Annotated in this window: 23 protein-coding genes; 12 read left to right on the top strand and 11 right to left on the bottom strand. The window is 74.8% G+C overall.

Features of this window, described 5'->3' with window-relative positions; translation table 11 throughout:
• Positions 1-81: 81 nt before the first annotated feature.
• Both BLU95_RS07550 and BLU95_RS07545 read left to right on the top strand, forming a co-directional pair.
• Complete coding sequence (locus BLU95_RS07550; protein ID WP_093859309.1) at positions 82-711, top strand: ArsR/SmtB family transcription factor; 630 nt, start codon at positions 82-84, stop codon at positions 709-711.
• The gene (locus BLU95_RS07545; protein ID WP_197698728.1) at positions 708-2,144 is read left to right on the top strand and encodes an MFS transporter; all 1,437 of its coding nucleotides are present in this window, start codon (positions 708-710) and stop codon (positions 2,142-2,144) included. The genes BLU95_RS07550 and BLU95_RS07545 overlap by 4 nt, the downstream gene beginning before the upstream one ends.
• A gap of 81 nt (positions 2,145-2,225) precedes the next feature.
• Here the strand turns inward: BLU95_RS07545 and BLU95_RS07540 are convergent, their stop codons facing one another.
• Both BLU95_RS07540 and BLU95_RS42995 read right to left on the bottom strand, forming a co-directional pair.
• On the bottom strand, positions 2,226-2,891 hold the full coding sequence (locus BLU95_RS07540; RefSeq protein ID WP_093859308.1) for a DUF6629 family protein: 666 nt from the start codon (positions 2,889-2,891) through the stop codon (positions 2,226-2,228).
• Positions 2,892-2,949: 58 nt separating this feature from the next.
• Positions 2,950-3,933 carry a DMT family transporter gene (locus tag BLU95_RS42995; RefSeq protein WP_231978369.1) on the bottom strand — a complete coding sequence of 328 codons (984 nt, stop codon included), beginning with the start codon at positions 3,931-3,933 and terminating at the stop codon, positions 2,950-2,952.
• 310 nt (positions 3,934-4,243) lie between these two features.
• On the opposite strand from BLU95_RS42995, the gene BLU95_RS07530 reads away from it, so the two are divergent.
• Positions 4,244-4,507: a dsRBD fold-containing protein gene (locus BLU95_RS07530; RefSeq protein ID WP_093859307.1), complete on the top strand. Its 264-nt coding sequence runs from the start codon at positions 4,244-4,246 to the stop codon at positions 4,505-4,507.
• 49 nt (positions 4,508-4,556) lie between these two features.
• On the opposite strand, the gene BLU95_RS07525 is transcribed toward BLU95_RS07530, so the two are convergent.
• The gene (locus BLU95_RS07525; protein ID WP_093859306.1) at positions 4,557-5,252 is read right to left on the bottom strand and encodes an alpha/beta fold hydrolase; all 696 of its coding nucleotides are present in this window, start codon (positions 5,250-5,252) and stop codon (positions 4,557-4,559) included.
• A gap of 509 nt (positions 5,253-5,761) precedes the next feature.
• On the opposite strand from BLU95_RS07525, the gene BLU95_RS07520 reads away from it, so the two are divergent.
• Positions 5,762-6,217, top strand: coding sequence for a MarR family winged helix-turn-helix transcriptional regulator (locus BLU95_RS07520; protein WP_093859305.1), 456 nt, complete (start codon positions 5,762-5,764; stop codon positions 6,215-6,217).
• A 9-nt stretch (positions 6,218-6,226) separates the two neighbouring features.
• Here BLU95_RS07520 and BLU95_RS07515 read toward each other — a convergent pair whose 3' ends face one another.
• On the bottom strand, positions 6,227-7,153 hold the full coding sequence (locus tag BLU95_RS07515; RefSeq protein WP_093859304.1) for an AEC family transporter: 927 nt from the start codon (positions 7,151-7,153) through the stop codon (positions 6,227-6,229).
• A 184-nt stretch (positions 7,154-7,337) separates the two neighbouring features.
• Here BLU95_RS07515 and BLU95_RS07510 point away from each other — a divergent pair, with 184 nt between their 5' ends.
• Positions 7,338-7,802: an HD domain-containing protein gene (locus BLU95_RS07510; RefSeq protein ID WP_173862013.1), complete on the top strand. Its 465-nt coding sequence runs from the start codon at positions 7,338-7,340 to the stop codon at positions 7,800-7,802.
• A gap of 357 nt (positions 7,803-8,159) precedes the next feature.
• Here the strand turns inward: BLU95_RS07510 and BLU95_RS07505 are convergent, their stop codons facing one another.
• The 4 genes from BLU95_RS07505 to BLU95_RS07490 all read right to left on the bottom strand — a co-directional run bounded on the left by BLU95_RS07505 (position 8,160) and on the right by BLU95_RS07490 (position 12,570).
• Positions 8,160-9,380: an ROK family transcriptional regulator gene (locus tag BLU95_RS07505; RefSeq protein WP_159424817.1), complete on the bottom strand. Its 1,221-nt coding sequence runs from the start codon at positions 9,378-9,380 to the stop codon at positions 8,160-8,162.
• 274 nt (positions 9,381-9,654) lie between these two features.
• Positions 9,655-10,050: an aggregation-promoting factor C-terminal-like domain-containing protein gene (locus BLU95_RS07500; RefSeq protein ID WP_093864702.1), complete on the bottom strand. Its 396-nt coding sequence runs from the start codon at positions 10,048-10,050 to the stop codon at positions 9,655-9,657.
• Positions 10,051-10,618: 568 nt separating this feature from the next.
• Positions 10,619-12,181 (bottom strand): carboxyl transferase domain-containing protein, encoded by a 1,563-nt coding sequence (locus BLU95_RS07495; protein WP_093864701.1) that lies wholly within the window; start codon positions 12,179-12,181, stop codon positions 10,619-10,621.
• Positions 12,178-12,570, bottom strand: a complete 393-nt coding sequence (locus BLU95_RS07490) for a hypothetical protein (RefSeq protein WP_162497184.1) — start codon at positions 12,568-12,570, stop codon at positions 12,178-12,180. The genes BLU95_RS07495 and BLU95_RS07490 overlap by 4 nt, the downstream gene beginning before the upstream one ends.
• On the opposite strand from BLU95_RS07490, the gene BLU95_RS07485 reads away from it, so the two are divergent.
• Entirely contained in the window at positions 12,551-13,039 is a 489-nt protein-coding gene (locus BLU95_RS07485) for a hypothetical protein (RefSeq protein WP_231978367.1), read from the top strand. The two genes, BLU95_RS07490 and BLU95_RS07485, sit on opposite strands and share 20 nt — an antisense overlap.
• A 16-nt stretch (positions 13,040-13,055) precedes the next feature.
• Here BLU95_RS07485 and BLU95_RS07480 read toward each other — a convergent pair whose 3' ends face one another.
• Both BLU95_RS07480 and BLU95_RS07475 read right to left on the bottom strand, forming a co-directional pair.
• A complete protein-coding gene (locus BLU95_RS07480; RefSeq protein ID WP_173862012.1) occupies positions 13,056-13,811 on the bottom strand; it encodes a sirohydrochlorin chelatase in 756 nt (251 codons plus the stop codon).
• An 86-nt stretch (positions 13,812-13,897) separates the two neighbouring features.
• Entirely contained in the window at positions 13,898-15,043 is a 1,146-nt protein-coding gene (locus tag BLU95_RS07475; protein ID WP_093859300.1) for a uroporphyrinogen-III synthase, read from the bottom strand.
• 406 nt (positions 15,044-15,449) lie between these two features.
• Here BLU95_RS07475 and nirB point away from each other — a divergent pair, with 406 nt between their 5' ends.
• The 3 genes from nirB to BLU95_RS07460 are packed head-to-tail and all read left to right on the top strand — an operon-like array spanning position 15,450 to position 19,803.
• Positions 15,450-18,068 (top strand): nitrite reductase large subunit NirB, encoded by a 2,619-nt coding sequence (gene nirB, locus BLU95_RS07470; protein ID WP_093859299.1) that lies wholly within the window; start codon positions 15,450-15,452, stop codon positions 18,066-18,068.
• On the top strand, positions 18,065-18,439 hold the full coding sequence (gene nirD / locus BLU95_RS07465; protein ID WP_093859298.1) for a nitrite reductase small subunit NirD: 375 nt from the start codon (positions 18,065-18,067) through the stop codon (positions 18,437-18,439). The genes nirB and nirD overlap by 4 nt, the downstream gene beginning before the upstream one ends.
• Positions 18,436-19,803, top strand: a complete 1,368-nt coding sequence (locus BLU95_RS07460) for an MFS transporter (protein WP_093859297.1) — start codon at positions 18,436-18,438, stop codon at positions 19,801-19,803. The genes nirD and BLU95_RS07460 overlap by 4 nt, the downstream gene beginning before the upstream one ends.
• Before the next feature lie 64 nt (positions 19,804-19,867).
• Here BLU95_RS07460 and BLU95_RS07455 read toward each other — a convergent pair whose 3' ends face one another.
• Entirely contained in the window at positions 19,868-20,953 is a 1,086-nt protein-coding gene (locus BLU95_RS07455) for a substrate-binding domain-containing protein (RefSeq protein WP_093859296.1), read from the bottom strand.
• Between the two features lie 220 nt (positions 20,954-21,173).
• Here BLU95_RS07455 and BLU95_RS07450 point away from each other — a divergent pair, with 220 nt between their 5' ends.
• The 3 genes from BLU95_RS07450 (at position 21,174) to BLU95_RS07440 (ending at position 22,979) form a co-directional block, all read left to right on the top strand.
• Complete coding sequence (locus tag BLU95_RS07450; RefSeq protein WP_093859295.1) at positions 21,174-21,914, top strand: TetR/AcrR family transcriptional regulator; 741 nt, start codon at positions 21,174-21,176, stop codon at positions 21,912-21,914.
• A 151-nt stretch (positions 21,915-22,065) separates the two neighbouring features.
• Complete coding sequence (locus tag BLU95_RS07445) at positions 22,066-22,620, top strand: universal stress protein (RefSeq protein ID WP_093859294.1); 555 nt, start codon at positions 22,066-22,068, stop codon at positions 22,618-22,620.
• Positions 22,617-22,979, top strand: a complete 363-nt coding sequence (locus tag BLU95_RS07440) for a hypothetical protein (protein WP_093859293.1) — start codon at positions 22,617-22,619, stop codon at positions 22,977-22,979. Before BLU95_RS07445 ends, BLU95_RS07440 begins: the two co-directional genes overlap by 4 nt.
• The last annotated feature ends 75 nt before the right edge of the window (positions 22,980-23,054 follow it).

Below are 23,054 nucleotides of genomic sequence, written 5' to 3'. Positions count from 1 at the left end.
CGCGAGACCCCTGTTCGAACCGCAAAGATTTCTTCGCAAAAACCCTTTGTGAAGGACCCTTTGCGGTTCTATCGTGTTGCCATGACCGATGACCGCAGGTGGCCGCACAGTCCGGACCCGCAGACCGATGTCGTGATCGATGCCAAGGGCCTGCGGGCCCTGGCCCACCCGGTACGGGTGCAGCTGATCGGGCTGCTCCGGAAGAACGGCCCGTCCACCGCCACCAAGCTGGCCGAGCAGCTGGGGCTGAACTCGGGAGCGACCAGCTACCACCTCCGTCAGCTCGCGGCGTCCGGCTTCGTCGCCGAGGACACCGAGCGCGGCAACGCCAGGGACCGTTGGTGGAAGGCCGTCCACCAGGTGACCTGGTGGACGGACAGCCGCCTGGCCGACGACGATCCGGAGGCGGCGCTCGGTTACCTGCGGTCGATCGTCGCGGCCCACACCCTGATGGCGCAGACGGCACTCAACGCCTACGAGACGATGACGCCGGAGTGGCGGCAGGCGGTGGACTTCAGCGACATGGTGTTCCAGCTGACCCCGGAGGAGGCCCGGGCCCTGGCCACGGAGATGTCGGAGGTGTTCGCCCGCTACCGTCGCATAGCCCCGGGGAGCTCCGTCCCCGAGGGAACGGACCGGGTGGCCGTGGTCGTCCAGGTGCTTCCCGAGCCGCAGGCCACCGTCGACGACGCGTCGGAGGAGCAGTCATGAGCACCGAGGCCACGACCCCGCCCCGGGTGCCGTCGCCCGGGTCGACGTCCTCTGCCGCCGACGGTCCGGCCGCCGGTGCCCGCAGCTTCCGGCCGCTGGCCGGGGTGCTGACGGCGATGGCCGTCTCGCTGACCGGCACCCGGGTATCGGCGATCGCCCTGCCGTGGTTCGTGCTGGCCACGACCGGCAGTGCCACGATGACCGGAGTCGTCGCGTTCGTCGAGCTGGCTCCCTACGTGCTCGTCAAGGCGTTCACCGGCCCGGTGATCGACCGGCTCGGTCCGCGCGTCGTCTCCTGGACGACGGACGCGGTGAGCGCCGCCGCGGCGGGCCTGGTCCCGCTGCTGCATGCGCTCGGCCTGCTGCCGTTCTGGCTCCTGCTGGTCATGGTCGCCGTGATCGGCGCCGCTCGCGGCCCGGGGGACCTCGCCAAGGAGGTGATGGTCGCCGAGGCGGCCGACCGGGGCCGGATCCCGATGGAGCGGGCCACCGGACTGTCCGGGGTCACGGAGCGGCTGGCCACCACGATCGGTCCGGCGGTGGGCGGCGGGCTGATCGCCCTGCTCGGCCCGATGGCCGGTCTGACGGTCAACGCGGTCGCCTTCGCACTCGGCTCACTGGTGATCGCCGTCGCGCTTCCCCGGGGGATGGGGCGCTCGGCCGCAGTGCAGGAGGCGTCCGGGCCGACGGCCGCGCCGGCGGAAGGCCGGGCCGACGCCGTCGACGGGGACGAGCAGGTCGGCTACTGGCGCATGTTCCGGGAGGGATTCACCTTCCTGCGGGGTGAGCCACTGCTGCTGACCGTCATCGTGACGGTCGCGGTGACCAACCTGCTGGACGCGGCGTTCCTCAGCGTGCTGGTGCCCGTCTGGGCGCAGGAATCGGGCGGCGGCCCGGCGGCGATCGGTCTGACCGGGAGTGCCTGGGGCATCGCGGCGGTGGCCGGCAGCCTGATCGCGGCGGTGGTGGCGCACCGTCTGCCGCGCCGGACAGTTTTCTTCGTCGGCTTCCTGCTCGTCGGTGCCCCGCGCTTCCTCGTCCTCACCATGGACGCGCCGATGGCACTGGTGATTGTGGTCTTCGCGGTCAGTGGTTTCGGCGGCGGCTTCCTCAATCCGATCCTCGGTGCCGTCCAGCTCGAGCGGGTGCCCCGTCACCTGTTGGGCCGGGTCAACGCGCTGGGCGACTCGCTCGCCTGGGCGGGTATCCCGGTGGGCGGCCTGCTCGCGGGTGCGGCCGTGTCCATGGTGGGGCTCATACCGGTGCTGCTCACGTGCGGCGGTCTGTACATCGCCACCACCACCCTGTCCGGCCTGCGGCCCGAGTGGCGGGAGATGGACCGCAAGCGTGGCCGTGCCCCGGCGGCGGTCCCGGACGTGAGCAGCTCCCCTGAGCAGAAGGTCCCGGGCCCGACGGCCCCGGTGCTCGGCTGACCACCGCGGGACCGGGCGGCGACAGCCACCGGAACGCCGGACATCCCGGCCGGCGACCGGAGTCGGTGTCGGACGAGGCGGCTACGGGCTCCGGAGGCGAGAAGAGGGAGGTGGTGAGGCCGTCCACCGGAGAAGCAGGACGGAAGTGAGGGCGGCGAGGGCACACCAGGTCGAGACGAAAGCGAGCTGCCAGAGGAGGGCACAGACCAGGGCGCCGATTCCGGTCAGCAGGCCGAGACGGCGGAGGAGGCGGTCTCCGCTGAGGAGGAGCGAGCCGACGGTGGCGAGGAGGTAGCCGGCGAGGAGGAGCGCGGGGTACGGCGCACCGAGGCGGTAGTCGAGGGTGTGGGCATGGGCGGTGGCGCCGACGGGACGGGTGGCGACGGTGTGGGCCAAGGGCACGGCGACGAGGAGGCCGAGGACCACGCACCCGGTCAGCAGCCGCTGACGAGGACGGTCGACCCGGGCGGCGCAGCGGACGCCGATCGGGACCAGGAGCGGGAGCAGGGGCAGGGCGATCACCGCCCAGGCGGTGCGGGCCCAGGCGGCCGCTGCGGGCGGCAGGTCGCCGTCGGTGCCCGCCCAGACCGCGGCCTCGATCAGCTGGTGCACCCCGAGGACGAGCGGGAGAGCGGCGAGCGGCAGGCGCTCGGGTCGGCCGGCGCGGTGGGCACGTACGAGACAGAGCCCGCCGACCGCGGTCACGGCGCCGCCGACGACGAGGTCCGCCTGGGCACTCCAGCACATGGGGTCTCCGGTGGTCGGCGATGGGGCGGTCGGTCAACGTCCAGGGGACGGCGGGCGATCAGCCCGTGTCGGCGGGACCGCCGGTACCGGGGACATCGCCGGTGGAGGTCTCAGGCGGTCGGTCGGTCGGAGCTACCGGCTCCGGACCGTCGTCGGTGCCAGTGCCGGAGGTGCCACCAGTGCCACCGGTGCCGGTGGTGCCCGGCAGAGCGGGGTGGCGGCCGATCACCACGACACCGATCACGATGGCGATCAGACCGATCACCTCCCAGGCCAGTGCGCCCGGGGTCACCCGGAGACGGTCGCCGAGGAAGCCGACCGCGCAGGCGATGCCGGAGATCGGCTGCGCGGCGGTCAGCGCGGGAAGGGACATCCGCAGCGGTGCGGCCTCGAACGCGCTCTGGACCAGCAGCAGGCCGACCACACCGGCCGCGACGACGGCATACGGTTGCCAACTGCGCAGGACGGCGTCCAGTCCCTCGTGGTCGAGCCGCTGGGTGGTGGTGCGGGTGAGCGCGTCCTGGAGTCCGTAGAGCAGACCCGCGGCCAGCGCGAGCAGGGTCGCCTCCTCGAACAACGGCAGTCGGCGGGCGAACGAGACCAGCAGCAGAGTCAGCCCGACCACCGTTCCGATCACCAGCCAGTGCCGCAGTTCGCTCGCCGGCGGGCCTCCGCCGGTGGGGCGGCCGGCCACGATGAACACGGTCACGCCGAGCGCCAGCAGCACCACCCCCGCCCAGCCGGAGCGTCCGAGCGTCTGGCGGGTGAGCACTCTGGCGAGTGCCATCGCGAAGATGAGGTTGGTCGCGAGAAGGGGTTCGACCAGCGAGACCTCGCCCTGGTTGAGGGCGAGCGCGGAGAGGATCAACCCGATGACCATGAACCCGGTGCCGAGCAGCCACTCCGGCATCCGCAGCAGGTCCAGCAGCAGACGCCAGTGCAGCAGGTCGGCACGCGGGGCCCGCTGCGCCGCGTGCTGCTGGAGGACGAATCCGAGGCCCAGGAAGCAGGCGGCACTCAAAGCCAGGAGGAAGACCGCCACGGATGGACCGCCCGATGGTTGCCGACCGCGCCGCACCGCCGGGCTCCGGGGCCTCGACGGGGTGCGCCGAGGCGGGTTCCGGTGTTCCGGAGCAGGGTTTTCGCGGCATTGACGCGCTGTGGCCAGCCTACCGCCGGGGTGGGGTACCGACCCCCGGAACGCCCCGGGCGTGGCGCCGGGTGCTGTCCCGCCCGGGCCCGCTTGCCGCTGCCGTGCCGACGGGCGCACGCTGGTGTGAGCGGCCGCCGCGGGAGCACTGCCCGGACCGGCCCGAGCGGGCGCGACGTGCGCCGGCGCCAGGAGGTGTGGCATGCACAACCAGTGGGATGTGGAGCTGAGCTTCGAGGAGGACGGTGTTCACACCGGATGCCAGGCGAGGCTGACGGGCGCCCGTGCGCCGGGTCTCACGGCGCACGGGGAGTCGACCAAGAGTGCGGAGGACCGCCCGCTCGCCAGGATCGGCGAGGAGGTCGCGGCCTCCCGGGCCCTGGAGGCACTTTCGCGGAAGCTACGGGCTCAGGCGACCGGGGAGATCGACGACGAAGGGCACCGGCCCGGGTACCTGATCTATTGAGCGAGGGCCGCTGGCCCGGTCGGGTGAACGACGCCGGGCCGGGCCGCGGTCACAGGCTCAGCAGCAGGTCCCGGACCGCCTCGGGGCGTGACAGGAACGGGTGGTGGCCGGCGTCGAGTTCGACGACGCTGCCGGCCCGGCGGGCGAAGTCGCGTTGCAGGCGCGGCGGGGTGCCCCGGTCCTGGGCGCACACGAGGTAGGTCGAGGGCACCTGCTGCCAGGCGGCCGCGCCGACCGGTTGCGTCGTCACGTGCGCGCTCTGCCGGGCGAGGTGGTCCGCCGCCCCTGTCCGGTCCTCCGGACCGCAGTCCTGGAGGAAGGTGTCCACGAGCAGCTCGGGCCGGACGCCGAAGGTCCCGGTGCCGGGGTCGACGTCCAGGAAAGGGGCGGGGCCGTCGTCCCCGAAGTCGGACAGGCTCTGCCCGACCTCGGGCAGGTAGCTGGAGACCAGCAGCAGATGGCGCACGGAGCCGACCCCCGCGGCGGCCTCCGCGGTGACGATTCCGCCGTAGCTGTGGGCGACCACGACGGTCGGCCCGTCGTCGGCCCGCAGTACTCGTCGTACCGCCGCCACGTCCTCGGGCAGCCCGGGCCCGCCGGCGCCGGCAGGGAGGCCCGTCTCGCCGCAGCTCGGCAGTTCCGGGGCCGCGCTCGGCACCCCGCGTTCCCGCAACAGTTCGGCGGTTCGGCGCCACCACCACGACCCGTCCCGCACGCACGCCCCGTGCACGAACACGACCCTCATCGCCACCTCCGTGTCGACCCCGACGGCTTCCGCCGACCATGCTCGCTCCCCTTCCCGGCGGTGGCCACAGCCACCCGCCCGGCGCGCGCCCCGACGGACCCGGACATCGGGACGCTTCGGAGGCGCGGGGCAAGTAGGAGCGGTCCGCGTCGGCGCGGGTTCTGCGGGCCGTCCGGCGGGCCAGGCTCTTGTGGCTGCCGCCGTCGGGGAGGTCGCCGGGCTTCGTGGTGGCCCAGTGGACGGTTCGCCCGGTGCGGCGCCCTCGTGGCACCGCACCGGGCGCCGCGTCGCGTCGGCCGGGGCGGCCCCTTCGGCGCATCACGTGGACCATCGTGATCCGCTGCTCGGGCCGGACCGGTGGCCGAGGCGGACCGGAGCGGGGAAGGCGGGACGCCGAGGTCGGGCTGGTCGTGCCGGGTGGCCGGGTGATGGAGGGCGTCGGCCGGGGTGGGTGGGGGTAGGGGTGGGGTTCTGGGCGTGTTCAGGGACTCCGGGGAAGGGGCGATGAGGTGGAGCCGTCGCAGACGCCGACACAGCTGATCCGACTGCTGCGTGGGCTGACGTCCGAACTCGACCTGTTCGGTACCGAGTTCGCCGCACGGAACGGCTTGCATCCGACGGATCTGCGGGGGCTCATCCATCTGCTGGACGCCGAGCGGGCCGGGGCGGTGGTGACTCCGGGGCGGCTCGGTGCGGCGTTGGGGTTGAACTCGGCCGGGACGACGGGGCTGGTCGATCGGCTGGAGCGGTCGGGGCTGATCCGGCGCGAGCGCGACGAGGAGGACCGCCGCAAGGTCCGGTTACTGGTGGAGGAGCGTGCGATCGAGCTGGGCGAAGCGTTCTTCGGCGGTCTGGTCGCCGATCTGATGGCCGCGATGGGCGCCTTCGGGGAGACGGAACTCGCCGTGGCGCGAAGGTTCCTGGTGGCGATGACCGGGGTGGTGGCCGCGGCCAGGGCGGAGTAGCGGGAGCGACTACGCCGGGCCGAGCGCCCAGGCGACCAGCGACAGGGTGGCCATCGAGACGAGCGTCGAGGCGAGGACGGAGTCCCGTGCGAACACGGCGCCGTGGTCGTACTCGCGGGCGTAGGTGAAGACGTTCTGCGCCGTGGGCAGGGCCGAGAACAGGACCACGGTGAGCAGTTGGTGGGGCGGCAGGTCGAGCACGAGGGCGCCGACCGCCCAGGCCGTCAGCGGTTGGACGACGTTCTTGATCGCGACCGCCGTCCCGACCTCCAGGTAGCGGGAGGCGCCGGTGACCGCGGGCGGGTGGCAGATCGACAGGCCGAGCGCCACCAGGGCGGTCGGTACCGCGGCCCCGCCCAGCAGTTCGCAGGAACGATTCAGCTCGGCCGGCGGCCGCCAGCCGGTCGCCGAGAGCAGGGCGCCGACGGCCACCGCGAGCAGGATCGGATTGCGCAGCGGCAGGGTGAGCGCCGCCCGCAGACCCGCCCGGCCGGAGTCGAGCACGGTCAGTACCGCGGGGGTGACCACCAGGATCTGGAACAGCACCACCGGGCCGACGAACGAGGCGTCGCCGAGTACCTGGACGGCCACCGGTATGCCGAGGTTGGCCGAGTTGACGTACCCGGCGGCCATTCCGCCGAGCGTCCGTTCCGGCAGCGCCCGGCCGAACAGCCGGTACGAGGCGAACAGTCCGAGCCCGCCCGCCACCACGGTGCTCGCGGTGAACGCCAGCATGGAGGAGTTGGCGAACCGGTCCAGCGGCGTACGGGCGATCATCAGGAACAGTGCGGCGGGCATGGCCGCGTGGAAGACGAACCGGTTCAGCACCTGCTCGGCCTGGTCGCCGAGCAGTCTGCTGCGGCCGAGGACGTATCCGACACCGGTCAGGGCCCAGATCGGGGCGAAACCGGACAGGAGCGGGTGCAGACTCGGCATGGCTTCCTCGGCGCTGTGGTCGGCGCGGTCGTCGGCGTGATCGTCGGAGCGGTCGTCGGCATGGTGGTCGGGCGGACGGCCGTGGTCCGTGCCGCCCTGGTGGTGGGACCTCGGAAGTCAATCAGCCGCCCGGACGCCGTCGGTGGGCAGGCCCCCGTGCGGCCGGGCGGGCCGGGTGCCTACGATGGGCGGTGTGGACCACCTGAGCCTGGCCGAGGTCGAGCGGATCGCCCGGAACGCGCACGCGGGACAGACCGACAAGAACGGTCACCCCTACACCGAACACCTGGCGGCGGTCGCCCACGGGGTGGCGGCACGGGGCGGCAGCGCCGAGCAGATCGCGGCCGGCTGGCTGCACGACGCCGTCGAGGACGACGCGCTGACCCGCGAGTGGCTGGCCGGTGCCGCGCTGAGCGACGCCACCAAGGCCATCGTGGACGCGCTCACCAAGCGCCCCGGCGAGCCGCTGGAGGAGTACACCGCACGCATTCTCGCCACGCCGGGTGCCCTGGTCGTCAAGCAGGCCGACCTCGCGCACAACTCCGACCCGGCCCGACTGGCGAGCCTGGACCCGGCGACCGCCGCCAGGCTGGCCGCCAAGTACCGCCGCACCCGTGAACTGCTGGGCCTGGCGGCGGAGTCCGGCTGACGCCGGGCCGGGGCGGGCCGGGGCGGCGAAGGCGGGGCGAGGCGCGGTCGTGGGTGCCCTGTGCCAGGGCGGCTGCCGCGAGCGGGATGGCCCCACAGTCGTGGCCGGCCCCGGCGAACACCCGGCCCGGTGGTCGTGAGTATTTCTTGGTACGACAGGAACCGCCGGTAGCCGTTCGTCCGGGCGGACCGTGGTGGCACGCGGTGGAACGAACGGTCCGGAACCGACGGTGCGACGTGACCACACAACGCCCCGACCTCATGGCGGTCCTGACCGGCCGGCCGGAGGGAACAGCGGGAGGCAGCAGCCGGGACAGGGGCAGGGACAGGAGGCACCGCCCCGGCTCAGCGCCGCGGCTCAGCGCGTGATGAACGTGGCCCCGTCGGCGAGCCGGACGGCGGCCGCGGTGGCGCCGGCCAGTTCGGTGGCGCCGGCCGGGATCGTCATCAGCTGCGGCAGAACCGGCACCCGGCCCTGGAGGCGGGACTCGATCGCGGGCAGCATCCCGCCACCGCTCTCGCGCAGCAGTCGCCCGCCCAGGGCCACGAGTTCGGGGCCGAGGACGCTGACGGTCCGCGCCACCAGCAGGGCCAGGTCGTCGGTGAACTCGTCCACCAGGCGCACCGCCGCCGGCACCCCCGCCCGGGCCAGCCGGAACAGTTCGGCGACCCGCTCGGTCGAACTCCCGGACACGGCCAGTCCGGCCTCGGTGATCCGCAGGTCGACGGCCCGGTCACCGAGCCTCGCCTGGGTGTCGCCGGTGCGCCCCGCCGGACGCTCCAGGGCCCGGCAGTCGGTCATCAGGTGGCCGAGGGCGCCGGCCGAGCCCAGCCGTCCCCGGTGCAGCCGGCCGCCGAGCACGATCCCGGCGCCGACCTCGATCCCGACCGTCACGGCGACGAGGTCGCTCGCACCCGCGCCGGCCTCGGTGTGCTGGACGGCCAGCGCGACCAGATCGACATTGCTCTCGACCGCCACCGGCACGCCCAGCCGCTCCTGGAGCGGGGCGCGCAACCGCAGCCCGGGCCAGTCCAGCGCCGGTGCGAACTCCACCAGCCCGGTGCCCCGGTCCCGGACCGCACCGGGCACCCCGACCACCAGGGCGCGCGGTGTGCCCGCGTGCCGCGCGGCCCAGCGGTTCAGGCCGTCCACGAGCGCCAGCAGCGGTCCGGTGAGTTCCTCGGCGGACGGTTCACGGGTGCGGTCGGGGCCCAGCGCCGGCGCCCACTGCCGTTCGGCCTCGTGCAGCACCGTGCCGTGCAGGTCCGTGACCACACCGACGACGCGGCGCGGTCGCAGTGCCACGGCCAGGACGGTCTGCGCCCCGGCGTTGTAGCGGATCAGCTGTGGCGGGCGGCCGCCGCTGGACGGCGCGCGCTCGGGCTCCACGACGACCAGCCCGGCCGTGCGCAGGGCCTCGACCAGACGGTGCACGGTCGCGGTGGACAGTCCGCTCTCGGTCGCCAGCCGTTGCCGGGAGAGCGAGCCGTTGCGGCGCAGCACCTCCAGCAGCACGGTCTGGTTGACCTGCGCCACGGTCCGGGTGGTGGCGGTCGCCGGGCGCGGGGGCTTGGGCACCGGGTGCTCCTCGAACGGGGCGGGGCGGGACCGGGCACGGCCCGAACGGCGGCGGGACTTCGTCTCGGCCCGAATATATCCGCTGGGTACGACAGGGCGGGCGGACACGCGACCGGCGGGCAGGGAAGCGGGAACCGCGGGAACGGCCGAGGGCCCGGCCGCGCGGATCGCGCGCGGCCGGGCCCCGGTCACCCCGGTGGTCCCTGTCCGACCCCGGGGTGAGGGGGGACAGTTGGTCCGGATGCCGTCGCCGTGGAGGATTCCTCGGGTCGGCTTAGTACCAGTGGTGGTTCTGCCAGAAGGTCCAGGCGGCGTTCGGGCTGCCGTAGCGGCTGTTCATGTAGTCCAGCGCCCAGCGGATCTGGGTGGTGGCGTTGGTCTTCCAGTCGGAGCCGTGGGTGGCCATCTTGGAACCCGGCAGCGCCTGCGCCAGGCCGTACGCACCCGAGCTCGGGTTGGTCGCGGTCACGTTCCAGCTGGACTCGTGGGCGATGATCTGGCTGAACGAGGAGAGCTGGTTCGCCGGCACGATCTGCGCGGCGATGGCCTGCGGCGAGGCGGTCGCCGCGGACGCGGTGGCGGGCATGACACCCGCGCCGATCGCGGTCAGACCGGCGGCACCGGCAAGAAGAGCGGCCGAGGTACGCATACGAAGCTTGAAAGCGGGCATGAAGAACAAGACCTCAATCAGGTTGGGCCGGTGCTCGCCCCGCCCGGACCGTGGCCGGACAGGGGCCGTAACGGTCGCGGGGCGCGCACCGGCAGTAGTTCGTGAAGAGCCGTACGCCGGTGGGACAGGTACCGGGTACGGCTGGCGACGAGAGCCATTGTTGACAGACGGGATCGGCCACCGCCAAGACCCCTCCGCTACGACGCCCCGTCGTAGCGATCTCGCGTGCCGTCGATTCGAAGGCCGCCGACGGGCGGCCCTGACCTGCGCGGATTCGGTGCCCGCGCCGCACCGGCCGTGAGCACTACCGGCCGTCGTGCCGACGGATTCCCTGTGAGCGCACTCACCGTTTGAACGCCGCCCCCGTCACCCAGGGCCGCACCGTCGGCACGCCACGTCGCCGTTGATCTGAGACCGGCACCACAGGACCACGGGGCGAAGCCCGGCATCCCCGTATCCCGGCATCCCCGCAGCCCGACAAGCTCGGAGACCGTTTCCCCCGGAGCCCGGCATCCCCGTAGCCCGGCATCCCCCGAGGCCCGACAAGCTCGGAGCCCGGTCTCCGTCGTCAGGTGACGAGGTCGCCCAGGCGGCGGTGGCGGATGGTGCGGGCGGTGAGGCGGTCGGACGCGGGAGTGGCCGTGAGGGTCGCGAGGGCGGTGGAGACGGCGTGACCGAGGCGGGCGCAGAAGGCGGCGGGCTCGTCGGCGGCGTCGGGAAGCTCGGGGATCACGGTGTCGACCAGGCCGACGGCGGCGAGGTCGTGGGCGCCGATGCCCTGCGCGCGGGCGAGCTCGGGGGCGTGGGAGCCGTCGCGGTGGACGATCGCGGACGCGCCCTCCGGGGGGAGTGGTGCGAGCCAGGCGTTGCCGGCGGCGAGGACGTGGTCGGCAGGAAGCAGCGCCAGTGCGCCGCCGCCGGATCCCTGGCCCAGGAGGACGGCGAGAACGGGGGTTCGCAGGGAGAGGAGGGTGGTGAGGCAGTGGGCGATCTCCACGGCCACGCCGTCGAGCTCCGCCTGGGCGGAGAGTTCGGCGCCCGCCGTGTCGACGACGGTGACGAGCGGGAGGCCGAGCTGTTCGGCGAACCGGGCGGTGCGGCGGACGGAGCGCAGGTCGGCGGCGGTGAAGGGGCGTTCCTGGGCGCCGGCCCGGCGCTGCTGGCCGACGACCACGGCAGGTTGGCCGTCCAGCACCGCGAGAGCCCGGACGAGGGCTCCGTCGCGGCCGCCGGGGGAGTCGAGGAGGACGAGCTCCTCGGCGGTGCGGCGCAGCAGTTCGCGGGTGCCGGGGCGGTCGGGGTGACGGGTGCGGAGGACGGCCTCCCAGGCGTCGGGGCGTTCGGCGGCGGCGCCGGGACGTTCGGCCGGGGCGGTGGCAGAGGCGGTGGCAGAGGCAGAGGCGGTAGCGGTGGCGGAGCCCGGGAACCGAGGAACAACGGCGGGGGAGGGCAGCGCGCGGCGGGTGAGGACGGACAGGGAGCGGCGCAGGACCTCGCGCAGTTCCTCGGGCGCGACCACCGCGTCCACCAGTCCGCGTTCGGCCAGCGTCTCGGCGCGCTGCACGTCGGGCGGAAGCTGCACGCCCCGCAGTTCCTCGTACACGCGCGGGCCGAGGAAGCCCAGCCGCGCCGCCGGCTCGGCGAGAACCAGGTGGCCGAGGGTGCCCCAGGACGCGAACACCCCGCCCATGGTGGGGTTGCGCAGATAGGTGAGGTAGGGGAGCCCGGCCGCCCGGTGGGCCTGGACGGCGGCGGTGATCCGCAGCATGCACAGGAATGCCGCCGACCCCTCCTGCATCCGGGTGCCGCCGGAGACCGGGAGGGCGATCAGCGGGAGCCGGGCGGCGGTCGCCTGTTCGACGGCCCGGGTGATCCGTTCGGCCGTGGCCACCCCGATCGACCCGCCGAGGAAGCCGAACTCGGAGGCGATCAGGGCTGCTTGTCCGCCACCGATCCGACCGATGCCGGTGACGACCGCTTCGTCGATACCGGTGCGCTCCCGGGCGCGGGTCAGGCTCGCCCGGTACTCGGCGTCGCGGGGTTCGGTGGTCACCGGATCGTCCCAGCTCACGAAGGAGCCGGGGTCGACCAGCAGCCCGATCAGCTGATGTGCCGTGAGGGACATGCTCATCTGCTCCACCCCATCGTCCGGTCCGCGTCCGCGCCGAGGAAGATCACCTTAGGGGGCGGCGGGAGCGCGGTGGGGGATTGTGCGCCGGGTGTGAGGAGGTCGACAGCCAGGGGGAGCCCGGGCGACGGGCCTCCCCCGGGCGGGGGAGGGGGATCGGGCCCGCGCACGATCCCGGGGAGCGCGGTGCGGGCGGAGGGTGGAGGCATGACCACGAGCGCGACGACCACGACGGACATGACCACGAGCGCGACGACCGCGAGCGCGAGTGCACCGACCACGAGCGCGACGATCGCGACGACCGCGACGACCGCGAGTGCGAGCGCACCGACCACGAGCGCACCGACCACGAGCGAGGTGACCACGAGCGAGGTGACTACGAGCGCGACCACCCGGGCCGCCGAACGACCCGTCCCCGTCTGGGCGCTGCGCACCGCACGGGCGCTGCCCCTGCTCGCCCTGCCGGTGTGCCTGTGGCGGCTGCCGTTCGGGTTCGGGTTCCAGATGGGGATGGACATGCCGCGCGAGGAGCTCCCGCTCTGGGTGACGGTGCCCTACGTCCTCGCGTTGAGCCTGCTCTCCGAGGCCTTCGCGCTGCTCTGCGCCGGGCTGGTCCGGCCGTGGGGCGAGCGGGTGCCCGCGTCGGTCGTGGTCGCCGCCGGGGCGGTGGCGGGCGGTGCGTTCACGGTGCTGACCGCGCAGTGGGTGCTCACCACCTTCGAGCTCGCGGGTTTCCAGGACGTGGGGTTCGTCAACGGCTGGTGGCGGGCGCTGGCCGCGGTGGTGAGTGGGCTGTTCGTGCTCTGGGGGCCGCTGATCCTCGCGCTGACGTACGCGTACCACCGGCGGCGGCGCGCCTGACGGTCGGGTCCGACGGTCAGCGGGCGGCGGCGAGCGATTCGGTCCGGGCCTGGTCGTAGCGCAGGGCGACCAGTCGGGCGAGCGCCTCGTGGGTGCCGAGCGGGGCGCTCGTCCAGCGGGCGCCGGTGGCGGCGGCTCGGTCGGCGAAGAAGCCGGGGGCGAGCAGATGGGTGGCGACGGCGACGTGGCGGTGGCCGGCGGCGTGCAGGGCGGCGACCGCCTCCCGGGGGGTCGGGCGGGCGGCGGACAGGTAGGCGGGGACGACCGGGCTGCCGTCGCCGAGGCGGTCGGCGAGCAGCTCGGCGGTCCGCGCGGTGTCGGCGTTGGCGCCCGGGTCGGAGGAGCCGGCCGCCGCGAGGACCACCGGCCCGGCACCGGCCGGGCGACCGGCCGCGGTGAGGCGCTCGGCGAGCGCTGCGGCCAGCAGTGGGTGGGGGCCGAGCGCCCGGGCGAGCGGAAGGCGGGCCAGCCCGGCGGCGGCGAGCGCCCCGGGCAGGTCGACCCGCAGGTGGTAGCCACCCCCGAGCAGCAGCGGGACCAGCACCGCCGCCCGCCCGTCCAGCGCGGCGAGCGCCTCGGGCAGGGCGGGCCGGGCGAGGTCCAGGAAGCAGCAGCGGACGTCGAGGCCCGGGCGCAGCACCCGGACCCGGCGCAGCAGTGCCCGGTTCGCGGCCACTCCGGCGGCGGATCGGCTGCCGTGCGCGACCGCGAGCAGGACCGGCCGACTCCCGGCCGGTCGACGCCCCGCCCCCGCAGGCCGGCGTTCCGCCACCTCTTCCCCCGCAGGCCGGCCCCTCGCCACCTCTTCCCCCGCAGGCCGACGCCCTGCCGCCTCTTCCCCCGCCGACCCCGCCCCCATCAGGCCACCGCCAACCGGTAGCCGCGCTTGGGCACGGTGCGGATCAGCTTCCCGTGCGGCCCGAGTGCCGCCCGCAGCCGCCCGACCGCCGCCTCGACGGCGTGTTCGTCGGCGGCGGCGTCCGGCCAGGCCGTGCGCAGCAGGTCGGCGCGGCTGAGCACGTGCCCGGGGCGTTCGGCGAGCGCGCGCAGCACGGCGGCGCCGCGCGGGCTGAGCAGGCGGCTGTCCCCGTCGACCAGGGCGGCGTTCCCCTGGAGGGTCAACCGGACGCTCCCCAGGTCGAGTTCGCGGCGGCCCCGGCTCGGCAGGGTCTCCGCGAGCAGCCGCACCAGCGAGCCCAGGCGGCCGCGCTCGGGGAACTCCGCGGGCAGACCGAGGTCGGCGAACGGCCGGGCGCAGAGCGCGCCGACGCAGACCGGCAGGACGTCCCCGCGCAGCGCGTCCAGCAGCGCGTCGCGCAGGCCGTCGGCGGCGGCCGTCTCGACGAACGCGGTGACCGCGGGGGCGCTGGTGAACGCGAGGGCGTGGACCTGCCGGCGGACGGTCTGTTCGACCAGCCGCCGCACCGGGGCCGGGTCGTCCGGAGGGGCCCAGCGGTAGACGGGCACGGAGATCACCTCGGCGCCGCGTTCGCGCAGCGCGGCCGCGAAGTCGTCGAGCCGCACCCCGTGTTCCTGGACGGCGATCCGCCGGCCGGTCAGCGGGCGGGCGAGCAGCCAGGTCAGCAGTTCGTCGGTGGCCTCGGAGCCGGGGGAGAAGCCCTCGCCGAGGCCGCTGGCCCGGACGGCGCCGGTGGCCTTGGGGCCGCGGGTGAGGACGACGGCCCGCCGGCACGCCTCGGCGAGGGCGGCACCCCGGCCCCAGCCCTCGGCGGCGCTCATCCAGCCGCGCCAGCCGACGCCGGTGGTGGCCACCACGTAGTCGAGCGGCCCGGTCAGGCAGGACTCGGTGGCCCGGCGCAGGGCGAGGTCGTCGGCGAGCGGCATGATCCGCAGCACCGGTGCCTCGACGACCTGGGCGCCGCGCCGGGTGAGCAGCGCGGTCAGCTCGTCCCGGCGGCGGGCGGCGGTCACCCCGATGGTGAAGCCGGTGAGGGGCCCGGGCCGCGGGGTGGGGCGCGGTCCGGTGAGGGTGGTTGTTGCCATGGCCGAAAGGGTGCGGGGCTCTCGTTACGGGCTGATTGCCCGCCCGTCTCCCCGGCGTTAGCGAAGCAGCCGTTCCCGTTACGGGGCATGTCAGGAGCCGCACGTCGGACGGTACCGGGTGTGAGCGAGGCGTACCGCGGGCGCAACACGGCGGACCCGGAGGCGAAACGACCACCGGCGAAATTTCTCGGCACGGTCCCGGGGCACCGGGGAGCGGGACCGCCGAACCCCGGCCGCCTCCGCCTCCGCCTCCGCTTCCGCCTCCGCCTCCGCCACCGGCCCCACTCCACCGGCCCCCACTCCACCGGCGCCCCCACCCCGCCGGCCCCCGCCGGCCCCGGCCGCCCCGGCCGCCCCACCCCGTCCCACCCGGCACCCAGCCCCCGCACCACCCGAGGAGTCACGCATGACGTCGCACACGGCCGAGCCGGCCGAGCCGCCGCTGGACCTCGTCCTGGTCGGCCACGGCATGGTCGGCCAGCGCTTCCTGGAGGCCTGGACCGAGCAGCCCGGCGCCCGGCGACGGCGGGTCACCGTGCTCGCCGAGGAGCCCCGCCCCGCCTACGACCGCGTCCACCTCAGCTCCCTCTTCGAGGGCCGCACACCCGAGGACCTCACGCTCTGCCCGCCCGGCTTCCTGGCCGAGCACGGCATCGAGCTGCGCCTCGGCGACCCGGTCACCGCCGTCGACCGCGCCGCCCGCACCGTCACCACCCGCTCCGGCGCCCGGCTGCGGTACGACGAACTGGTGCTGGCCACCGGCTCGGCCCCGTTCGTGCCGCCCGTGCCCGGCCGGGACGCCGCCGGCTGCCACGTCTACCGGACCGTCGAGGACCTCGACGCGATCCGCGCCGATGCGACGAGGGCCGTGGTGGCGGGCGGCGGCACCGGCATCGTGGTCGGCGGTGGCCTGCTCGGCCTGGAGGCGGCAGGCGCGCTGCGGGCGATGGGACTCACCACCCATGTGGTCGAGTTCGCCCCGCGCCTGATGGCCGTCCAGGTCGACGAGGGCGGCGGCGAACTGCTCCGCCGCAAGATCGAGGAGCTCGGCGTCACCGTCCACACCGCGGCCGCCGCGAGCGGGGTCGCCACCGGTCCGGACGGCGCGGTGCGCGGCCTGCTCCTCTCCGACGGCCGCGAACTCGCCGCCGACCTGGTGGTGTTCTCGGCCGGCGTCCGCCCCCGGGACGGGCTCGCCCGGGACTGCGGCCTGGCGGTCGGCCCGCGCGGCGGCATCGTCGTCGACGAGCGCTGCCGCACCGAGGACCCGGCCGTCCTCGCCATCGGCGAGTGCGCCCAGGCCGCCGACGGCCGGGTCTACGGACTGGTCGCCCCCGGCTACCAGATGGCCGAGACGGCGGCCCGCGAACTCGCCGGCCGCCCCGGCCCCGGCTTCTCCGGCGCCGACACCTCGACCAAGCTCAAGCTGCTCGGTGTCGACGTCGCCAGCTTCGGCGACCCGCACGGCACCGCCGAGGGCGCCCTCGACGTGCTCTACAGCGACGGCCGGCTGGGCGTCTACCGCAAGCTGGTGATCGGCGCCGACGGGGCCCTGCTCGGCGGCGTGCTGGTCGGCGACACCGACGCCTACGGCACCCTGCGCCCCTTGGCGACGGCCGGCCGGCCGCTCACCGTCCCGCCCGAACAGCTGGTGCTGCCCGCCGGGTCCGCCGCCGTCGGCCCGATCGCGCTGCCCGACGACGCGGTGCTCTGCTCCTGCCACAACGTCACCCAGGGCGCCGTGCGGGCCGCCGTCCGGGAGCAGGACGCGGGCAGCGTCGCCGAGGTCAAGAAGTGCACCCGGGCGGGCACCGGCTGCGGCAGCTGCCTCAAGCAGCTCGGCACCGTCGTGACCGAGGAACTCGCCGCCGCGGGGGCCGAGGTGGGGACCGGCCTGTGCGAGCACTTCCGGCAGAGCCGCGCCGAGCTGTACGAGATCGTCCTGGTCACCGGCATCAGCACGTTCTCCGCGCTGGTCGACCGGCACGGCACCGGCGAGGGCTGCGACATCTGCAAGCCGACCGTCGCCTCGATCCTGGCCAGCCTCTCCAACGGTCACATCCTGGACGGCGAACAGGCCGCCCTCCAGGACTCCAACGACCACTTCCTGGCCAACCTCCAGCGCAACGGCTCCTATTCGGTGGTGCCCCGGGTGCCCGGTGGCGAGATCACCCCGGACGGCCTGATCGCCATCGGCGAGGTGGCCCGCGACTTCGGCCTCTACACCAAGATCACCGGTGGCCAGCGGATCGACCTGTTCGGCGCCGGCGTCGACCAGCTCCCCGCCATCTGGGCCAGGCTGGTGGACGCCGGATTCGAGTCCGGGCACGCCTACGGCAAGGCGCTGCGCACCGTGAAGTCCTGCGTGGGCGAGACCTGGTGCCGCTACGGCGTCCAGGACTCGGTCGGCCTCGCCATCGAACTCGAGCTTCGCTACCGGGGGTTGCGCTCCCCGCACAAGCTCAAGTCGGCGGTCTCCGGCTGCGCCCGCGAGTGCGCCGAGGCGCAGAGCAAGGACTTCGGCGTCATCGCCACCTCCACCGGCTGGAACCTCTACGTCGGCGGCAACGGCGGGACGACGCCCCGGCACGCCGACCTGCTCGCCGCCGACCTGGACCGCGAGACGCTGATCCGCACCGTCGACCGCTACCTGATGTTCTACATCCGGACCGCCGACCGGCTGGAGCGCACCTCGGTCTGGCTGGAGCGGCTCGACGGTGGTCTGGACCACCTGCGCGCGGTCGTCCTGGACGACGCGCTCGGCATCGCGGCCGAACTCGATGCCCTGATGGCCCGCCACATCGATTCCTACCAGGACGAGTGGGCCGCTACGCTGGCCGACCCGGACCGGCTCCGCCGCTTCGCCTCCTTCGTCAACGCTCCAGGCACCCCCGACCCGGCCGTCACCTTCGTCCCCGAACGCGGCCAGATCCGCCCCGCCCGCCCCGACGAGGACGGCCACGTCCTCCCCGCCCCCGCCCCGGTCCTCGTGGCCGGACCCCGACTGGAGGTGCTCGCCAAGTGACCGTGGAGATCCACGACGGCACCCGCTGGCAGCCCGTCTGCAGGCTCGACGACCTGCAACCGGGCCGCGGCGTCGCCGTCCTGCTGCCCCCCGCCGACACCCAGGTGGCCCTGTTCCTCGACCGCTCCGGCGCGCTCTACGCCGTCGACAACCGCGACCCGTTCAGCGGCGCGCACGTGCTCTCCCGCGGCCTGCTCGGCAGCCGCGCGGGCCGGCCGACGCTCGCCTCGCCGATGTACAAGCAGACCTTCGACCTCACCGACGGCCGCTGCCTGGACGAGGACACCGCCCCCGACGGCACCCCCGCGGTGCTCCGCCGGTGGCCGGTCCGCGCCGCGGCGACCGGATCCCGGAAGGAGGAACGGGCATGACCACCGCCCTCGGCACCCGCCCGGCCCGAACGGCCGGCACCCGCACCCTCACCCACTGGGACCCGGAGGACCGCGAGTTCTGGGAGCGCACCGGTGCCCGCACCGCCCGCCGCAACCTGATCCTCTCCGTGCTCTCGGAGCACATAGGCTTCTCGGTGTGGAGCCTGTGGTCCGTCCTGGTGCTCTTCCTCGGCCCGCAGTACCACATCGACGCGGCCGGGAAGTTCACCCTGACCGCCCTGCCCACCGCGCTCGGCGGCCTGCTCCGGCTCCCGTACACCTATGCCGTCGCCCGGTTCGGCGGCCGTACCTGGACGGTGGTCAGCGCCCTGCTGCTGCTGGTCCCGGCCGGTCTGGCGGCGCTCGTCCTCACCCCCGGCGTCTCCTACGGCACGCTGCTCGCGGTGGCCTGCGTCGCCGGTGTCGGCGGCGGCAACTTCGCCTCCTCGATGGCCAACATCAACTCCTTCTACCCGCACCGCCTCAAGGGCTGGGCCCTCGGCATCAACGCCGGCGGCGGCAACCTCGGCGTCCCCGCCGTGCAGCTGCTCGGCCTGCTGGTGCTCGCCACCGCCGGCGCCGCCCACCCCCGGCTGCTGCCGCTGATCTACCTGCCGCTGATCCTGGCCGCCGCCGCGCTCGCGTGGGGCCGGATGGACAACCTGCCGACCCCGTCCAGGGAGCCCGGCGCGCCCGCCGACCGCTCGCTGCGCGAGGTCGCCCGGGACCCCTACGGCTGGGCCGTCTCCGTCCTGTACATCGGCACCTTCGGCTCGTTCATCGGCTTCGGGTTCGCGTTCGGCCAGGTGCTCCAGGTGCAGTTCCACGACCGCTTCGACACCCCGGTCAAGGCGGCCGCACTCACCTTCCTGGGCCCGCTGCTCGGCTCCCTGCTGCGGCCCGTCGGCGGCCGGCTCGCCGACCGCTGGGGCGGTCCCTGGGTCACGCTGGTCACCTTCGTCGCGATGGGCGCCGGCACCGCCGTCGTCCTGGCCGCCTCCCGGGCCGGCTCGCTGCCGCTCTTCCTCGCCGGGTTCATCGCGCTCTTCGTCCTCAGCGGCATCGGCAACGGCTCGACCTACAAGATGATCCCCGCCCACTACGAGGGCCGGGCCCGCCTCGCCGTCGCCGACGGCGCCGACCCGGCCGCCGCCGAGGCGACCGCCCGCCGCCGCACCGCCGCCCTGATCGGCCTGGCCGGGGCGATCGGCGCCTTCGGCGGGGTACTGGTCAACCTGGCCTTCCGGCAGTCCTTCCTCAGTACCGGCACCGGCGACGACGCCTATCTGGCCTTCCTCGTCGCCTACTTGTGCTGCTCCGCCCTCACCTGGGCGGTCTGGCTCCGGCCGGGCGCCCGGCGCTGAGCGGGACGCCGGACGCACCCCCGGCCCCGGGCACGGACCTCGTGCCCGGGGCCGGTGCCGTGTCTCAGCTGTGCGTGGTCCAGCCGCAGCCTCCGACGGGCAGCGTGAGGAAGCCGCGGCCACGGATGGCCGCCGCGCCGTTCCGGCAGATCCACCCGTTCCGGCCGAAGATCGCGCGCAGTGCGGTGCCGTGCGCGTCCGCGCTGTTCCACTCGGCCTCGCGCACCGTGTTCATGAGCAGGTACCCGTAATTGGTGCTCACGAAGTCGGTCCGGATCCGGCGGTTCACCGGGTCCAGCGCCGAGATCCCGTCGATGGCGCGCACGGTGAGCACGCCCGGGTCGTCGCCCGGCCGGGTGTGCCCGTAGTAGGCCTGGTCGACGTAGCGGCCGACGGAGAAGGGCACGAGGGCGCCGGGGTCGTGCAGGACGGCGTCGCCGCCCTGCTCACCGCGCTCGACGATCCGGACGCAGGAGCGGTCCCAGTGGGGACTGCGGGACGGCGGCGGGTAGTTGATGGCCTTGAGGAAGAAGCCGGACGAGTCCGTCGGGGCGCCGTCGACGCCGTACTGGCTCACGACGAGGTTGCCGGCCAGCACCGGGACGATGGGGGCGTCGGGCAGCGCCGGGTCGATCTGCCGCCAGTTGGTCTTGTGGCAGTTGTAGATGTCGGACAGCTGCGCGGTGGTCAGGTTGGCCGGCGCGTACCCGTCGGAAGGGGCGGCCCAGCTGATCGCGTCCTTGGCCATGCCCACGAACACGTCGGAGGTGAGGTCGGAGGGCTGCGGCAAGCGGGCGCTGCGGGCGAAGTCGACCGTGCGGCTGGTGGTGGAGTTCAGGGAGAGGACGCCGGCGTTGCTCCGGTCGGGCCGGACGATCGTGTCCGCCCCGGCCTTGGGCGTGATCTGCCGGTTCCCTGTCGAGTCCCAGCTGTACAGCCGGGGTGAGGTGGTGTCTCCGGCGGCGGCCAGCGCGGCGTTGTAGTCGGTGGAGATCTGGTTGAGCAGGGCCTCGGAGATCCCCGAGCCCACCCCGACGATGTCGGTGGCGGCCGGCTGCGGCGGATCGGCGAGGGCGGGGGTGGTGACGGCGAGGGCCAGGGCGGAGGCCAGGGCGAGGGCCGAGGCGGCCCGGGCGGCGAGGCGAAGCACGGGTGTGGACTCCCGGTCGGGGGACGGTGCGGTCCCCGGCATCCTGGGGCTGTCCCTGCGGCACCGGAAAGCCCCCAGCACCCTGGGATGCCCGGCGTCGTCGCAGGTCGGGCCCGGTCCTTCGGTCCCCCCGCCACCACTTGTTCTTCCTCCGGTGATGTCCGGGCCACCCGGCCGGGGCGGGGCGGGCGGCCCCCTCCCGCGTTGTTAGGGTCGGGGCATGGCAGTGAGCAGGACGGGTCTCGGCGGTCCCGGTGGTTCCGGCGGTCCCGGCGGTCCCGGTGGTGGTACCCGTCCCCCCGCGCGGCTGCGGCTCGACGCGCGGCGCAACCGCGACCTCCTGCTCACCACCGCCCGCGACCTGTTCGCGCGGCACGGGCTGGACGTCCCGCTCGACCGGATCGCCAAGGAGGCGGGCGTCGGCAACGCCACCCTCTACCGGCACTTCCCGACCCGCCAGGCCCTGGTCGGCGAGGTCTTCGCGAACGCCGCGAGCCTGGTCGCCGAGGCCGGGGCCGAGGCGCTGGCCGCCGAGGACGCCTGGCGCGCGATCGAGTGCTACTTCGAGCGGATCCTCGAACTGGTCGCCGCCGACCGGGGGATCAACGACCTGGTCACCCGGTCCGTCCTGACCGCCCCCGGGTTGCTCGGCACCAGCCGGCGCAACGCCGCGACGGTCGGCTCGCTGGTCGCCCGCGCGCAGGAGCAGGGCACCATGCGGGCGGATGTCACCACCACGGACCTGCTGTTCGTGTTCGGCGCGCTCTGCCGGTCCCTGCCGGTGGCCACCGAGCTGCGCCCCGACCTGTGGCGCCGCCACCTCGCGCTGCTGCTCGACGGCTTCCGCGTCCGGGCCGCCCACCCGCTGCCCGTCCCGCCGGTCGGCGAGGAGCGGTTGGACCGGATGTTCGCCGAACTCTGGGCGGCCGACGCGCGGGCGGAGGCGCCAACCACCGCTTGACCGCCCCCGCGTCAGGAACCCGTACGGACCGGCCCCGCCCGCGTCAGAGCTCCGTCAACGAACCGCCCCTCCCCCCTCCGCCGGGCTTGGCTGGCACCGACGGCACCGGCCACCAGCGACCGGTGACCGCTACGGAAGGACGGACATCGCCATGGCGGACCAGCCGACAACCCTCCCCAGCGGGTCGGGGGCGCCGGAGGACGACGGCCGGGGCCGGATCGTGGTCGGCGTCAGCGGCTCGCTCGGCAGCCTCGCCGCCCTGCACCGCGCCGTCGCCGAGGCCCGTCGGCTCGACGCCGAGGTGCTCGCGGTGCACTGCTGGACCCCGGTCGGCGGCGAGTTCGGTTACCGCCGCGCACCCTGCCCGCCGCTGCTCTCCGCCTGCCGCGACGCGGCCGCGACCCGGCTGCGCGAGGCCCTCGACCAGGCCTTCGGCGGCACCCGGCCGGGCGTCCGGCTGCGCAGCGCCGCCGTCCGCGGCGAGACCGGGCAGGCCCTGGTCCACTGCGCCGACCGGCCGGACGACCTGCTCGTACTGGGCGCCGGCCCCCGCGGCCTGCTCGCCCGCACCCTGCGTCCGTCGATCACCGCCTACTGCGTGCGGCACGCCGCCTGCCCGGTGCTGGCCGTGCCGAAACCACCGCTCCAGCGCGAACTGGAGGCCATGGAGCGCCACCCCCGGACCCGGCTCACGGTGACGGTGTGACCGCCCGCCTCGCCCCCTCGATGTCGGCCGCGCTCGCCCTCACCGCCTCCGCCGTCCTGCTGCCCGCCCTCGCCGTCCTCGGTGAGCTCCGCCCGACCTGGGTCGCGCTCGGCGCCTACGCCGCCCTCTGCGCCGCCGTCGGCGGCCGCTCCCGGCCCTCCGCCGCCCCGCTGATCGGCCCGGCGGCCTGGCTCTTCCACAATGGCTTCGTCGAACACCGGCACGGTGCCCTCGACCTCTCCGCCCCGGCCGCCGAGGCCGCCCACGTCCTCCTCCTCACCGCGGCCGCCCTGGTCGCGGCCCTCCTCGCTGCGCCGCGCGCCCCGCGCCCCGGGGGCCGCTACGACCTCGCCGCATGACGCCCCGACGGCCAGGGGCGGGCGACCTATGATGTGTCGTCTCGCTGACAGCCGCTGGGGATGGGGAACGCGTTG

This window comes from Streptomyces sp. TLI_053, assembly GCF_900105395.1.
Classification (GTDB): Bacteria; Actinomycetota; Actinomycetes; order Streptomycetales; family Streptomycetaceae; genus Kitasatospora.
Note: the sequence above shows the minus strand (reverse complement) of the source record. Positions and strands in the feature narration are given on the sequence as shown.